Source organism: Roseibium aggregatum (assembly GCF_017309185.1).
In the GTDB taxonomy this organism is placed as follows: Bacteria; Pseudomonadota; Alphaproteobacteria; order Rhizobiales; family Stappiaceae; genus Roseibium; species Roseibium aggregatum_B.
Genome location: NZ_JAEKJZ010000005.1, coordinates 41,991 through 55,992, shown reverse-complemented (window position 1 = coordinate 55,992; position 14,002 = coordinate 41,991). Strand labels below are relative to the sequence as shown.

General features: G+C 61.0%; 12 protein-coding genes. 7 read left to right on the top strand and 5 right to left on the bottom strand.

All coding sequences use genetic code 11. The features are described 5' to 3' along the window. Window positions 1–3: 3 nt before the first annotated feature. The 3 genes from yegS to JF539_RS20055 form a co-directional block, all read right to left on the bottom strand. Entirely contained in the window at window positions 4–921 is a 918-nt protein-coding gene (yegS, locus tag JF539_RS20065) for a lipid kinase YegS (RefSeq protein ID WP_207142520.1), read from the bottom strand. Window positions 922–1,069: 148 nt separating this feature from the next. Continuing rightward, window positions 1,070–1,816 (bottom strand): sulfotransferase family 2 domain-containing protein, encoded by a 747-nt coding sequence (locus JF539_RS20060; RefSeq protein ID WP_207142519.1) that lies wholly within the window; start codon window positions 1,814–1,816, stop codon window positions 1,070–1,072. 148 nt (window positions 1,817–1,964) lie between these two features. Continuing rightward, window positions 1,965–2,888, bottom strand: a complete 924-nt coding sequence (locus JF539_RS20055; protein ID WP_207142518.1) for a LysR substrate-binding domain-containing protein — start codon at window positions 2,886–2,888, stop codon at window positions 1,965–1,967. A gap of 154 nt (window positions 2,889–3,042) precedes the next feature. Here JF539_RS20055 and JF539_RS20050 point away from each other — a divergent pair, with 154 nt between their 5' ends. After that, window positions 3,043–4,260 carry an acyl-CoA dehydrogenase gene (locus tag JF539_RS20050; RefSeq protein WP_207142517.1) on the top strand — a complete coding sequence of 406 codons (1,218 nt, stop codon included), beginning with the start codon at window positions 3,043–3,045 and terminating at the stop codon, window positions 4,258–4,260. A 63-nt stretch (window positions 4,261–4,323) separates the two neighbouring features. Beyond that, entirely contained in the window at window positions 4,324–5,505 is a 1,182-nt protein-coding gene (locus JF539_RS20045) for an NAD(P)/FAD-dependent oxidoreductase (protein WP_207142516.1), read from the top strand. 20 nt (window positions 5,506–5,525) lie between these two features. Here the strand turns inward: JF539_RS20045 and JF539_RS20040 are convergent, their stop codons facing one another. Continuing rightward, window positions 5,526–6,581, bottom strand: coding sequence for an N-formylglutamate amidohydrolase (locus JF539_RS20040; RefSeq protein WP_207142514.1), 1,056 nt, complete (start codon window positions 6,579–6,581; stop codon window positions 5,526–5,528). Between the two features lie 435 nt (window positions 6,582–7,016). Here JF539_RS20040 and JF539_RS20035 point away from each other — a divergent pair, with 435 nt between their 5' ends. After that, window positions 7,017–8,195, top strand: coding sequence for a pyridoxal-phosphate-dependent aminotransferase family protein (locus tag JF539_RS20035; protein ID WP_207142513.1), 1,179 nt, complete (start codon window positions 7,017–7,019; stop codon window positions 8,193–8,195). A 36-nt stretch (window positions 8,196–8,231) separates the two neighbouring features. Here the strand turns inward: JF539_RS20035 and pap are convergent, their stop codons facing one another. After that, window positions 8,232–9,698, bottom strand: coding sequence for a polyphosphate:AMP phosphotransferase (gene pap, locus JF539_RS20030; RefSeq protein WP_207142512.1), 1,467 nt, complete (start codon window positions 9,696–9,698; stop codon window positions 8,232–8,234). 212 nt (window positions 9,699–9,910) lie between these two features. Here pap and JF539_RS20025 point away from each other — a divergent pair, with 212 nt between their 5' ends. The 4 genes from JF539_RS20025 (at window position 9,911) to JF539_RS20010 (ending at window position 13,922) form a co-directional block, all read left to right on the top strand. Further along, the gene (locus JF539_RS20025) at window positions 9,911–11,968 is read left to right on the top strand and encodes a bifunctional DedA family/phosphatase PAP2 family protein (protein ID WP_207142511.1); all 2,058 of its coding nucleotides are present in this window, start codon (window positions 9,911–9,913) and stop codon (window positions 11,966–11,968) included. A gap of 158 nt (window positions 11,969–12,126) precedes the next feature. Continuing rightward, on the top strand, window positions 12,127–12,555 hold the full coding sequence (locus JF539_RS20020) for a YeeE/YedE family protein (protein ID WP_207142510.1): 429 nt from the start codon (window positions 12,127–12,129) through the stop codon (window positions 12,553–12,555). Window positions 12,556–12,559: 4 nt separating this feature from the next. After that, window positions 12,560–12,997, top strand: a complete 438-nt coding sequence (locus JF539_RS20015; RefSeq protein WP_207142509.1) for a DUF6691 family protein — start codon at window positions 12,560–12,562, stop codon at window positions 12,995–12,997. 31 nt (window positions 12,998–13,028) lie between these two features. Next, entirely contained in the window at window positions 13,029–13,922 is an 894-nt protein-coding gene (locus JF539_RS20010) for an MBL fold metallo-hydrolase (protein WP_207142507.1), read from the top strand. Window positions 13,923–14,002 lie beyond the last annotated feature (80 nt).

Here is a 14,002-nt window from a genome sequence, read left to right as displayed (position 1 = left end):
CGGTCACCGCCGCAGCTCGATCCCGTGATGCCTGAGACCGATTTCCCAGGACTGTCCGGTTATCCCCTCGCCGTCCAGATTGAACTGCACCGGCTCCGCCGTTTCGATGACAATGTTGCGGAGCTTCTTCTGGATGAGGACGTTGTTCAGCCCCTCCGCTCCGTTTTCCAGAAGCATGGAGAGAAGATCGATCACCTTGCCCGACCTGGGAAAGGGCAAGACCGTCAAATCCAGGAAGCCGTCGTCGAGTTCCGCGTGCGGGCATAGCTGAATGCCGCCGCCCGCGCGCCGACCGTTGCCGATGGCCAGCGCCAGAAAGGCGCCCTCCCAGGAAAAACCCTCGGCTTCGATGCGGCCTTCACAGGCGGCAAGCTCCGAAAAACGCTGCAAGCCGGTGAAGAGATAGGCCGCGCCGCCAAGGATCCGTTTGAGGTTCGGGTCGGCTTGTGCGGTCACCTGCGTGCCGAAACCGCCGGTCGCCATGTTGACAAACACATGACCGTTCACCTCGCCGACATCGGTCGGCCTAGCTTTGGCGCGGGCGGCGAATTTCAGACATGCCCCGATGTCGGCCGGCTCCAGGCCGATCCCCTGGGCAAAATCGTTGGCCGTGCCGAGCGGCAGCAGGGCAAAGGCGAAGGGCGGCTTGCGGCCATCGGGCAGCTGGCGCAACACGGCGTCCACCACCTCGTGCAGCGTTCCGTCACCGCCGCCGCTCACCAGCGTGTCGATCGGCTCTTCCGCATGGTCGCGCAGCGCTTCCCCGACGAGACGAGCGACATCTCCGGATTCAAAGGTCACCCTGACGGAAACATCGTGCCCCATGTTTCGGACCACCGCCACGGCGTCGCGAACCTCGGGCCTTCCGGCGGCCTTGCCGTTCAGGATCAAGCGCAGATGCTGACTGCCGTTTTTCGTCATTCTTTGGGCACCGTCGTTTCGGGGTTCGCTCCCGGGACCGCTTCAGGCTACGGGCCCGGAACATTCGGTTTTCAGGCCCGCTCAAATGCCGGTCCGTTGAGACGTCGTCGCTGACGTGGGGTCTTATGCATATAAAGCCCGGCGAGTGCTATTGGTTCCCGCCGCCAGTCATTCTTGCGGCAAATGTATTCTTCCGCGCGCCGCCTTCAAAGTCGAAACCGAACAGTTCGATATCGCGGCTGTACCAGTCCGCGACATCCTGGATAAGCTTGTCAGAATAAAAATTCTTGTAGCAGACCTTTTTTCGTTTGGTCCGGTTGCGGGGCCTGAGCGGCTCTTCGGCCTTGAAATATGTCTGAAAGTCTTCTTGCAGCTTTTCGAAGCGCAACACGTCGGCACCGACGTCGCCCTTTTCGTCGAGGACGTAATCCGCCTGCGGATACCAGCCTCTGATCGCCTTGTGCCAGAAATAGGGCTTGTCGCCGTACTCATGACGTTCGTCGACAAACCGTTCGAAATCCGCCGCCGATATGTCCCTGACTTCGGAGCCGCCCTGATCCCCCTGCAAGCCGAAGGTAAAGCGCGAGAAAACACGCGACCATGGGTTTCTGACAACCGCGAAGGGAATGGAGGCGCGCCTTACGGACCTGTCGATGTCGATCAGGCGTGCGTGATGCGTTCCGCCCTTTTTAATGATCGCGGAGACTTCCTTCGCATATTGCGTGCTGATCAGACGCTTTCTGGTTGCTGTCAGCAGACGTCCTTCGAGCTGAGGCGCCCGGCGGATCGACATGCCGCCGTTCTTGGGAATATGGATGAACAGGTGTTTCCGTTTGTGCAGACCGATGTGCACCGGAATATATCGAACCGCGTTGAGCAACTGGAAACTTACCATTGTCCGACCCGTTCCTGATTTTTCATGCGCCAAGGGCATGAGCTGCAAAGAGTGAACGATCGACGACAAGTTTGAACTTCCGCTGCGAAAGCGCAAGCGGAACCCGGCAAGCTTTAAGTATTAGGGTTCGCGCCCAAGTGTACGGACCCTAGCCCGGCAGCATCGCTTCGCGATTTGTCCTTGCCGTTCTTGCCTCTTCCATCAGCCATTTGCGGAACGCCGCCACAACAGGGCGAATGGTGCGCCCCTCGGGGTAGACGAAATAGTAGGCGGTCGCCTGATCGAGCGACAGATCGAAGAGGCGAACCAGGCGGCCGGAGGCGAGTTCGGCTTCCACGAAGAAGCGCGGAATAAGCGCGGCGCCGGCATGGTGTATGGCGGCTTCCGAAATCATGACGAATTGTTCGAAGCGGGCGCCTTGAAAGGCGCTGTCCGTTTCCACGCCCGCCAGATCGAACCACTGCCGCCACGCAAGCGGCCGGGTCGCAAGCTGCAGGCGCGGAACCCGCGCCAGATCGGAGGGGTTCCGAATGCCGTGCCTGTCGCGAAAGGCGCGGGAAGACACCGCGATCACCTCCTCGTCAAACAACCTTTCGGCAATAGCGCCGGCCCAGACAGGATCGCCATGGTGGATCGCGCCGTCGAAAGGTTCCTCATCGAAGTCGAACGGTTGGAGCCGAACGCTCAGATTGAGGCCTGCGTCGGGATAGCGCCTGGAGAACGCGGCCAGGCGCGGCGCCAGCCAGCGGGTGCCGAAGGTGGGGAGCACCGCCAGGTTAAGCACGTCCGCGCTGCCCGCATAGGACATGACCTGGCGCGTCGCCGCCGTCATCTGCTCCAACGCACTGCGGATGTCGTGCAAATAGATCCGGCCGGCGTCGGTGAGGACAATGCGCTGCCGCACCCGGCGGAACAGTTCGACCCCAAGCCGGTCTTCAAGATGACGGACCTGTTTGGAGACCGCGCCCTGCGTCAGGTGGAGTTCCTCGGCGGCGCGCGTAAAGCTCAAATGCCGCGCAGCGCATTCGAAGGCGATCAGGGTATCGGCCGGCGGGACAAAGGCGCGACGCATCGGGACAGCTTCCAGTTCATTCCAATTCGGCATGAATGATGGAGAAGGTTTCGTTTTAAATCAACTGAATCTCCGGTAAGAGTTGAAGAAACAGAATGAACCCGGCCTCATGCGGCCACCGAAAGATGGCCTGCCAGGGCCTGGGAGAGACAGTATGAATGTAGCGGCACAAACCAAATCCTCACCCGCTGGTGGCGGCACCTTCGACTGGCAGGACCCGTTTCACCTGCGTGCGCAACTCAAGGAAGACGAGCAGCTGATCCAGGATACGGCGCGTGCCTATGCCCAGGAAAAGCTTCTGCCACGCGTGATCGATGCCTACCGGGAAGAGAAGACCGACCGGTCAATCTTCAACGAAATGGGTGAACTCGGCCTGCTTGGCGTCACCTTGCCCGAAGCCTATGGCTGCGCGGGCGCGTCCTACGTCGCCTATGGCCTCGTTGCCCGGGAAGTCGAGCGCGTCGATTCCGGTTACCGCTCCATGATGAGCGTCCAGTCTTCTCTCGTCATGTACCCGATCTATGCCTACGGATCGGAAGAGCAACGGCAGAAATACCTGCCGAAACTGGCCAGCGGAGAATTTGTCGGCTGTTTCGGCCTGACCGAACCCGACGCCGGGTCCGACCCGGCCGGCATGCGCACCCGCGCCGAAAAGACCGACGGCGGGTACCGGCTCACGGGCTCGAAGATGTGGATCTCCAACTCCCCGATTGCCGACGTTTTCGTCGTCTGGGCGAAGTCGGAAGCCCATGACGGCGCCATCCGCGGCTTTGTTCTGGACAAAGGCCTCAAGGGTCTTTCCGCACCCAAGATCGGCGGCAAGCTGTCGTTGCGCGCCTCCATTACCGGCGAGATCGTCATGGATGGCGTGGAAGTCGGCGAGGACGCGCTCCTGCCGAACGTGTCCGGCCTGAAGGGGCCGTTCGGCTGCCTCAACCGAGCCCGCTACGGCATTGCCTGGGGCGCCATGGGCGCGGCGGAAGACTGCTGGACCCGGGCCCGTCAATACGGCCTCGACCGGGAGCAGTTCGGGCGGCCGCTGGCCCAGACCCAGCTTTACCAGAAAAAGCTCGCGGACATGCAGACCGAAATCACACTGGGGCTGCAGGCAGCCCTGCGCGTCGGCCAGCTTTTCGATGCAGGCGAAGTTGCTCCTGAGATGATCTCCCTGATCAAGCGCAACAACTGCGGCAAGGCACTCGATATCGCAAGGCAGGCGCGCGACATGCATGGCGGCAACGGCATTCAGGAAGAATATCACGTCATGCGCCACGCCCAGAACCTGGAAACGGTGAACACCTACGAGGGCACCCACGACGTTCACGCCCTGATCCTGGGCCGGGCCCAGACCGGTCTGCAGGCGTTTTTCTAAACTTCTTCTGTTTCCCTCGATCTGGCGGGCTTTCGAGCCCGCCAGTCCTTTTGAGGAGGCTTCATGACGGAGCGGACTGCGGATGTGATTGTCATTGGCGGCGCGGCGATGGGGTCGTCGGTTGCCTGCCATCTGGCTCAACGCAACGACTTTTCCGGACGTATTGTCGTGATCGAGGCGGATCCCGCCTATGAAATCTGTGCGTCCGCCCGTTCGGCGGCTTCCATCCGCCAGCAATTCTCCACCGGTATCAACATCGAAATCTCGCTCTACGGCATCTCCTTCCTGCGGGAAATCGGGACAGCGCTCGAGGTCAACGGTGAACGGCCCGCCGTCGACCTTCACGAGGGCGGATATCTCTTCCTGGCGACCCCGGACAAGACGGCGATCCTGGAAGAAAACCACAGGCTGCAGCAAGGCCTTGGCGCCGATATCTCCTTCTTCGACAGCGAAGGCCTGAAACGCGCCTATCCCTGGCTGAACGTGGCAGACATCGACGCCGGATGCCACGGCCGGACGGGAGAAGGCTGGTTCGACGGCTACGGCCTTATGCAGGCGTTCCGGAAAAAGGCCCGCTCGCTCGATGTCGACTATATCGCCGCCAGGGCGGAGATCGCTGCACGGACCGGCGGAGACTGGACGGTCCGTCTCTCCTCGGGCGACACGCTGACGGCGCCCGTCGTCGTCAATTGCGCGGGCGCGTCCGGTGGCTCCGACATCTGCCGGCAAGCCGGTCTGGACGTGCCGGTCGTCCCCAGGAAGCGGTTCGTCTTCACTTTCGAGTGCCGGGAGAAGCTGGCGAATTTTCCGATGCTGATCGATCCGACCGGCACTTATGTCCGGCCGGAAGGCACGGGCTTTCTGTGCGGCTCGGCTCCGCCGGAGGACCAGGATCCGGACTGCAACGACTTTACGGTCGACCATACGCTCTTCGACGAGCATATCTGGCCGACGCTTGCGGAACGAGTGCCGGCCTTTGAAGCGATCAAGCCCGGAGCGGCCTGGGCCGGGACCTACGACATGAATCTTTTCGACCACAATGCGTTTGTCGGAACCGTTCCGGACCTGGAAGGTTTCTATCTGGCGCTCGGGTTTTCCGGTCATGGATTGCAGCAATCGCCCGCGGTCGGGCGAGGACTTGCCGAATTGATCGCAACCGGCAGCTATCAGACGCTGGATCTGTCTGCGCTGTCGATAGAGCGGTTGAAGGCGAATACCCCCATTGTCGAGCGAAACGTCGTGTGACGGATCTCCGGTGAAAGGCCTTATTCGGCGACCTGAAGCGGCAAGACGGGATAGTCGCCGGGGCGGCCTCGAGCGGGTTTGGCCCGCGTCAAATCCGGCAGCGTCAGAGGATCGACCGGAAGGGTCTGGATCTCTTCCTCCGAAGCGCGCGCCCTGGCCGAAGCGCCTTCTTCCCGGCCCACGCCCGCCTTTGCTAAAGGCGTCGTTTTGCGCGACGGCGCGACGCCGTTCTTTTCCCGCTTCGGATTTTCCGGCTCACGCTGCGGATTGCAGCTCTCATCTCCTCCCGTCATTCCCGCCCAGTCGACGATCCTCGAAAAACTGTCGGACAAGACGGTTTGCAGACGCGCCACTCGGGACTTGTCCGGCTCGAAGGGGGGCGATTCATGGCGCAGATAACTCCGCTGAGCGAGCAGCACCGTCATCGCATGAACGCCATCTTCAGGCCGCCCGTAAAAGCGCGTGATGTAACCGCCCTTGGCCTGACCGTCGACCCCGACTGTAAACCCCTGCTGCGCGTTGAAGGATCCGACGATCAGGTTCCGGAGGTCGGGATCACAGGATTCCCCCCCGCCGCTGCCGATATTGACAAGCGGCAGACCTTTTTCCGTCACACCCCGGATTTGAGACCGAATGGACTGGCACACAAGCACGATGACATGCCTGTGCCGCGCTCTCAACCGGTTGATCTGTTTTTGCAGCTTCGCGTGGAAGGGCGCATGAAACAGGAGTTCGCGTTGCTCGATCTCCGTTGGGCCCGGCTCCTCGCCGTCCCGGTAAATGCCCTTGCCGTCAAGCGTGGTGGCCGGACAAAGCGCCAGGGTGGGATCGAAAGCGGCTGAGACGGGCGTAGCCGGGTCCTTGTCGACATCGATCACGTAGCGCGATACCGACGAACGGATGACCGTTGCGTCAAGCTCTTTGTGAAAATCAAAAATCCCCTCAAGCCTCCAGGAAAGATCGGCCTGGAGCTTGCCGGTGGCCGTCAGTCTTTTGGCAACCGCATCCGGCATCTCCGTGCCGCTATCCGGCAGACAGAGAATGAGCGGACTTTGTCCTTCCTCGACCAAAATCATGATGCTACGCCTAACCGAGGATACCAACTGTTCATCAATTTGAAGAAACTACCTTACGGAAACAAGACATTTTATTTTTGTTAACGAAGATCAGCCCGGCCAACAACGCGGATTTCATGAAATTATTCTTGGTTCACAACGAGTTATCGCCATCTCGTTAAAATTTACCATAAACTCTGAAATGGCGCATGCTCCCTGACTCTCCTCACGCAATTCCCACGCTCCCGCGCAGAAGCGCGCCATTTGACGGCGGCTTGGCGGTTCCGCCTCCGTTCCCGACTTGACGGGCGGCTGCTTTAGAGCAATTTTCGGCGCGGCCGGACTCCTGTCGGAGGACGACCGCCCTTCGATTGACCGATGACGATATGCCATGGGTCCTTTTCGACGACCTTTCATCCTCCGGTTTCGCTTCCACTCCTTATGCAGGGATCACCCATGTCGCTTCGCAATGGCAAAGAATTCTTGATGATTCCGGGCCCCACCAATGTGCCCGAGGAAGTTCTGAGGGCCATGCACAAACCCGCCGTGGACATCTACGAAGGGCCGCTCCTGGAAACCACGGAGTTCTGCCTGAAGGGGCTGAAGCGCCTCTTCAGAACCGAAGGCAAGACCTATATCTATGCGGCGAACGGTCATGGCGCCTGGGATGCGGCCCTTTGCAACACCTTGAGCCGTGACGACAAGATCCTGGTGCTGGAATCCGGCCGGTTCGCGGTCGGATGGGGCGAAGCCGCCCGTGTCGCCGGGCTGGATGTCGAAGTCCTGTCCGGCTCCTGGGAAAGAGGCGTCGATCCGGCGAAACTGGAAGAGCGTTTGAAGCTGGACACGGCGCATGAGATCGCGGCGATCCTGGTCGTTCAGGTCGACACCGCCTCGGGTGTCTGGAACGACATCGCCGCCCTGCGCAAGGCCATCGATGCGGCCCGGCACCCGGCGCTCTTCATGGTCGACACCATCGCCTCGCTGGGCTGCATGCCGTTCGAGATGGATGCCTGGGGTGTGGACGTCGCGCTGACCGGATCCCAGAAGGGCCTGATGTGCCCTCCCGGTCTTTCCTTTGTCGCAGCCGGACCGAGGGCCGACAAGGCCCACGAGAAAGCCGACCTTCGCACCAACTACACCGACTGGACCTTCCGCCAGGGCCCCGAGCACTACCAGAAATATTGCGGCACGCCGCCGGAACATCTGCTGTTCGCGTTTCACAAGGCCCTGGAGCTCATCTTCGAGGAAGGCATTGAAAAGGTCTGGCACCGGCACGCGCTGCTTGGCGAGGCAACCCGGCGCGCCATTGCCACATGGTCGCAAGGCGGCTCGGTGCGCTTCAACATCGAGGACCCGCATGCGCGCTCCAACTCCGTTTCCGTGGTCCGATTCGAGGACGCAGAGGCCGGGGACCTGAGAACCTTTACCAAGGAAGTCTGCGGGGTCACGGTCGGCGGCACGATCGGCGAGCTTTCCGGCAAGGGCATTCGTATCGCCCACATGGGCCACGTCAACGCGGTCATGCTGTTCGGCACGCTTGCGGCCATCGAACTCGGTTTCGACAAGCTCGGTATCCGGCACGGCAAAGGCGGCGTTCAAGCCGCGATCGACTATCTGGCCGAGGCGCTCTGACACGGCCTGGGAGCGAATGCGTAGGGGAAGCGTTCCCTAAACCTTTTCCTCAAGCCGCTCGCAGATGGTCTGGAGCACCTTGACCCGCGCATGGCGCTTGTTCTCCGAGGACACCAGCGTCCAGGGCGCATAGTGCGTCGAGGTGCGGTCGATCATGTCGCCCGCCGCGATCGCATACTGATCCCACTTCAGGCGGTTGCGCCAGTCCTCGTCGGTGATCTTGTGCTGTTTGTAGGCCGTTTCCTCGCGCGCCTTGAACCGCCTGAGCTGCTCCTCCTCGGAAATCGCCAGCCAGAATTTGCATACGATATAGCCGAAATTCGTCAACTCGTGCTCGAACTCGTTGATCTCGTTATAAGCTCGCAGCCAGTCGTCGTGACCGGCAAAGCCTTCGACACGCTCGACAAGCACGCGCTCGTACCAGGACCGGTCGAAGATCGCGAAGTGGCCCTTCTTGGGAAGCCGTCTCCAGAAGCGCCACAGATAGGGCCGCGCCTTTTCCTCGTCCGTCGGCGCCGAGATCGGATGTACCTTGTAAATGCGCGGATCGAGCGGCCGGATCACCCGGCGGATGGCTCCCCCCTTGCCCGCTGCGTCATTGCCCTGAAAGACTAGCACCACGCCGGTTTTCGACAACGTCTTGCGGTCGGAAAGTTCGGAAAGACGGTCCTGGAATTTTTCCCTCTTCTGCTCGTAGTCCGCCTTGTCCAGTTTCACCGTCAGATCGATGGTGTCGACCGCCGTCTCCCGTTTCAGTCCGCCAATGACGGGAGGAGCGGCGACCGAATGCGGCTCACCGTCTTCCAGTTTGACCGCCATCGACCTGGCCACGGTCTGGGCGAGCGCGGCATCGCGGTATTCGGGGTCCTGCGACGGGATGACGAACCAGGGCGCATAGCCCTTGCTGGTTTCAAGGATGATCTTTTCGCCGGCTTCGCTGGCCTTCTTGTGATGTTTCAGCGCGGCCCAATCCGCGAGCACGTGACGCGCGGCATGTTTTTTCCGGATCTTCTTCAAGCGTTCTTCCTGAACATCCCTTGGCAGGAAGAACCAGAACTTGAGGATGAGCACGTCCTCGTTCGCCAGCATTTCCTCAAAGCGCGTGATCCGCGTGAGCTCCTTTTCGAAGGCGTCTTCGTCGATCTTCTTGTAGATCCAATTCCGGAGCACGGTCTGGTACCAGCTTCCGAAAACAATCGCCGTTTCACCTTTCGGCGGCAGATCGCGCCAGTAACGCCAGAGCGGCGGCCGCTGCTGTTCGTCGTTCGTCGGCTCGGCATAGGCGTTGCAAACCAGATGCCGGGCGTCCATCCAGCCGTAGAGCCGGGCAACAGCCTCGCCCTTGCCCGCCCCATCCAGTCCGTCCACGAGGATCAGCGTCGAAAACTGCTGTTTCTCTACGACAGGCAACTGGGCGGCGAGCAATGCCTCCCGCAACTCCGGCTCCATCTTCTTGAAGGTTTTCTTGTTGATTTTCTGAGGGAGTCGCGCGGATTCGAACATCAATGCCTCCAAGTTCAGGCGTCCTGAGTGCATCTTGATGCAGCGGACTTCAAATGACCATGCCTGAATTCGCTGTTTCAAAAAGGCAGGAGTCGTTTTTCACTGTTGGAGGATGGCGCATGCCCTTATATGAAGCCTTAACACAGCCGCCGGACCAGTGGAGTTTCCGGCCCGAGCGGCAACCTCGATAGTTCTTACAAGACTTTGCGTCCGTGACCGAATATCTTGATCTCGTTCTGGCTTTCATAGCGGACAATCCATCGCTGGCAGGCCTAATCTGTTTCCTGGCGGCCATGGGCGAGGCGCTGTTCATCATCGGCCTGTTCGTGCCCACCACCGTTGTCCTTGTCGGTGCCGGAACGCTGATCGGCCTCGGAAAACTGGACCCGGTTCCGGTGTTTGTCTGGACGACGCTCGGAGCGACCGCGGGCGATGCGATCTCCTACTGGATAGGCTACGCCTTCAAGGACAAGATCAAGAGCATGTGGCCGCTCAACAAATACGCCCACATGATGGAAAGCGGCGAGAAGTTCTTCGCGCGCCACGGCGGCAAGAGTATTTTTTTCGGCCGATTCGTACCCGGCGTGAAATCGGTCGTTCCTGGAATTGCCGGCATGGCCGGCATGAATTTCACCCGGTTTTCGATTGTCAACGTCACCTCGGCCTTCGCCTGGACGATTGCGCATCTTGCACCGGGCGTTCTGGCAGGGTCCGCGCTCAGCGCCATCGGCGAAATCAGCGGGCGCCTCGCCCTTGTCCTCGGCGCGCTTCTTGTGGTCGTCTTCCTGTTCGTCATGCTGGGACGCTGGCTGATCCTGACCATCCTGCCGCTGTTTCCCAACGCCCACGCGGCCATCGTCACCTGGTTCGCAAATCGTCAGGACAAGACATCGCAATGGATCGCCCGGACCTTCGATCCGGCCCATCCCCGCTCCACCGGCATGCTTGTCTCGGCCCTGCTCCTGCTGGTGACGATGCCGACCTTTTTCTGGCTGGTCGGCGAGGTCGCCCCCGGGGAACCCATGGTGCGCGCGGACCTTGCCATTCTCAATCTGTTCGACAGCCTGCGCACGCCCGTCGGCGACAAGATCATGGTCTTCGCGACCACCCTTGGAGACGGCATCGTCCTGACCGCGATTACCGTTGCCGTTGCCGCCTATCTCTTTTTTAGAAGAGCCTGGCGGCGGGGTATCGGATTTGTCATCGCCATGGCCGGCACCGCGATGTTCGTCCCCCTGTTCAAGCTGATGCTGCATCGGGCCCGGCCGCTCGAGCTCTATGCGGGGGCCGATGCCTACAGTTTTCCGAGCGGTCACGCGACCCTGAACGCGGTCCTTTTCGGGATCTGCGCCGTCCTGATCGCTCACGACCTCAACCGCTGGGCAAAGGCGGGCATCTTCACGGTCGCCGCCAGCTATGTGATCACCATCGGCTTTTCCAGGATCTATCTGGGAGCCCACTGGATGTCCGACGTGCTGGCGGGGCTTCTGTTCGGCACCGCCATGGTGTCCGCTTTCGCCTTCGTGTTCGGGCCGATCCACAACGAAAAGATCGGCCGTGCGACAATGGCCGTGCTGGTTGTGGCAACCCTTGCCGGCTTCGGCGGCTGGCACCTGTCCAGGACCTACGACCGGGCACTGCTCACCTACGAACCCCGGTCAAACACGGAGGTCCTGACGGTATCCGGCTGGCTGGACGGCGATTGGCGGGCGGTCCCCGCAAGACGGATCGAGCTCAACGGAGACCGGGAAGAACCGCTGGTCATTCAGTATTCCGGCCCGCTGAACAGCTTCGCCGAAACCGCCCGTGAGGCAGGATGGCAACGGCCACCGAAATGGTCGCTCACGACGGCGAGCGGTTTCGTGGAAGGCCAGACACCATCGGACTCGCTTCCGATCCTGCCCCGCAGCCAGAACGGCCGCCAGCCCGAAATGGTGCTGATCCGCAAGGATGCGAACGAGGCTGAAGGCGGCCGCTGGGTGCTTCGTCTCTGGCCGAGCCGCTTCGAGATCGTCAAGGACGGACACTTGCACGCGCTTTATGTCGGGAGTGTCGTGCACGAGGATATCCTGAGGCCGATGGGCGAATTCTCAGGCCCGCGCACCGATCTTGAGACACCGCCATCCGCCCAGAACCCGGCATTGCTCCTGCCCGGCGCGGTCACGCGCGTTCGCGGGGATGGGACCGAAGTCGTTCTTGCGCTCGGGCGCGAGGCCGGCGCTTTGCCGAAAAACGGCAGCGATCCCGTGACCGGCCCGCAGGACCCGTGATACCCGGCCTCCACCGTTCCAGGTGAGAGAAGCTTTCGACGCTCTCCGGTCTCAAATCCTCGCCGCGCCCGCTTTTCCAGAAAGAGTGTCAAAATCGACCACTTGATACCCGCCTATTATATTCATATATTCGAACATATTGTAACGAAGGGTCTCGCATGACAGAATTCACTCCTTTTCTCAGTTTTGCCGGCGGCATTCTGATAGGTCTCGCCACAGTGGCCCTGATGGCGGTTCATGGCAGGATTGCCGGGATCAACGGCATCGTGAGCGGACTGCTGGCGACGCAGCTCAGTTCCGACTGGGCCTGGCGCGCCGCGTTTCTCGGCGGTTTGATCGCAAGCCCGCTGATCATGCTGGGCATCACGGGGGAGCTTCCGCGGATCGACATCCCGTCGTCGCCGGCGGTTCTCGCGGTAGGCGGCTTTCTGACCGGCATCGGAACGACCTACGGCTCCGGCTGCACCAGCGGGCACGGCGTTTGCGGCATCTCGCGACTGTCCGCCCGGTCCATCGTGGCCACCGTGACCTTCATGCTGACGGCAATCGTCACCGTCTTCGTCACCCGTCATGTCTTTGGAGGATGATCGGATGAAACTTGTTTCTGCTTTCGCCATCGGCCTCCTGTTCGGCTGCGGTATCCTGATCTCCGGCATGGGAGATCCCGCCAAGGTTCTGAATTTCTTCGACCTTGCAGGCACCTGGGACCCCAGTCTCGCCTTCGTCATGGGCGGCGCGCTCATCGTGACGGCGATCGGCTACCGCCTGGCCTTCCGCATGGGCCAGCCGTTGCTCGGCGGTCAATTCAACCTGCCGACAAAGCAGGATCTGGACGTCAAGCTGATCGGCGGCTCCGCCGTCTTCGGGATCGGTTGGGGATTGAGCGGTTTCTGTCCGGGCGGGCTCGTTCCGGTTCTCGGCCTAGGCCTGCCGGGCGCCCTGCTGACGGCAGCCACCATCGTCGCGGGGATCCTGACGGCGCGCTGGATGATTTCGATGAGCAATCGTAAACTAACAGCCGAGGCGTAAGCCGTTCGGCAACATAAAACGGGAGACTGAAATGAGCACTTCGAACTACCCGGTCGACATGACCGTAAAGCCCGATGTAACGCCTTTTTTCGATCCGGCCACAAACACAATCAGCTATGTGGTCAAGGACCCGGCCTCGAATTCCTGCGCCGTCGTCGACAGCGTGATGGACATCGACTACGCCGCGGGCCGCATCACCTACGATCATGCAGACGAAATCATCGCCTATGTTCAGGAAAAAGGTCTGAAACTGGAGTGGCTGATCGAAACCCATGTTCATGCCGACCACCTGTCCGCAGCACCCTATATCCAGCAGAAACTGGGCGGCAAGCTGGGGATCGGCGACCAGATCACCGTCGTTCAGGAGACCTTCGGCAAGGTCTTCAACGAAGGCACGGAGTTCCAGCGCGACGGCAGCCAGTTCGACCGGCTTTTCAGGGACGGGGATTCCTACCAGATCGGTGAGCTGACGGCTTTCGCGATGTATACGCCAGGTCACACGCCCGCCTGCATGGCCCACGTGATGGGCGACGCCACCTTTGTCGGCGACACTCTGTTCATGCCGGACGGGGGATCGGCGCGCGCGGATTTCCCCGGCGGCGATGCCGGTACGCTTTACGACAGCATCCAGAAGGTTCTGGCCCTGCCTGAAGACATGCGCCTGTTCATGTGCCACGACTACGGCCCGAACGGCCGCGACATCGAGTGGGAAACCACCGTCGGAGCCGAGAAAGAGCACAATATTCATGTCGGCGGCGGCAAGACCAAGGACGAGTTCGTCAAGTTCCGGACCGAGCGCGACGCGCAACTGGACATGCCGAAGCTGATCATTCCGTCGCTTCAGGTGAACATGCGCGCCGGCCAGCTGCCGCCCGCCGACGAACAGGGCAAGACCTTCCTGAAGGTGCCTGTCAACACTCTCTGAGATCTCCGGCCGGTTACACGGGCGAGATCGTTTCAACAAAGCCAAGCATCCTGTCTGCGATCGACCGATCGCAGGCAGCT

Coding starts and splice junctions, on each gene's coding strand:
- JF539_RS20010 (WP_207142507.1), top strand. CDS start 13,029: ATGAGCACTTCGAACTACCCGGTCGACATGACCGTAAAGCCCGATGTA.
- JF539_RS20060 (WP_207142519.1), bottom strand. CDS start 1,816: ATGGTAAGTTTCCAGTTGCTCAACGCGGTTCGATATATTCCGGTGCAC.
- yegS (WP_207142520.1), bottom strand. CDS start 921: ATGACGAAAAACGGCAGTCAGCATCTGCGCTTGATCCTGAACGGCAAG.
- pap (WP_207142512.1), bottom strand. CDS start 9,698: ATGTTCGAATCCGCGCGACTCCCTCAGAAAATCAACAAGAAAACCTTC.
- JF539_RS20050 (WP_207142517.1), top strand. CDS start 3,043: ATGAATGTAGCGGCACAAACCAAATCCTCACCCGCTGGTGGCGGCACC.
- JF539_RS20040 (WP_207142514.1), bottom strand. CDS start 6,581: ATGATTTTGGTCGAGGAAGGACAAAGTCCGCTCATTCTCTGTCTGCCG.
- JF539_RS20045 (WP_207142516.1), top strand. CDS start 4,324: ATGACGGAGCGGACTGCGGATGTGATTGTCATTGGCGGCGCGGCGATG.
- JF539_RS20020 (WP_207142510.1), top strand. CDS start 12,127: ATGACAGAATTCACTCCTTTTCTCAGTTTTGCCGGCGGCATTCTGATA.
- JF539_RS20055 (WP_207142518.1), bottom strand. CDS start 2,888: ATGCGTCGCGCCTTTGTCCCGCCGGCCGATACCCTGATCGCCTTCGAA.
- JF539_RS20035 (WP_207142513.1), top strand. CDS start 7,017: ATGTCGCTTCGCAATGGCAAAGAATTCTTGATGATTCCGGGCCCCACC.
- JF539_RS20015 (WP_207142509.1), top strand. CDS start 12,560: ATGAAACTTGTTTCTGCTTTCGCCATCGGCCTCCTGTTCGGCTGCGGT.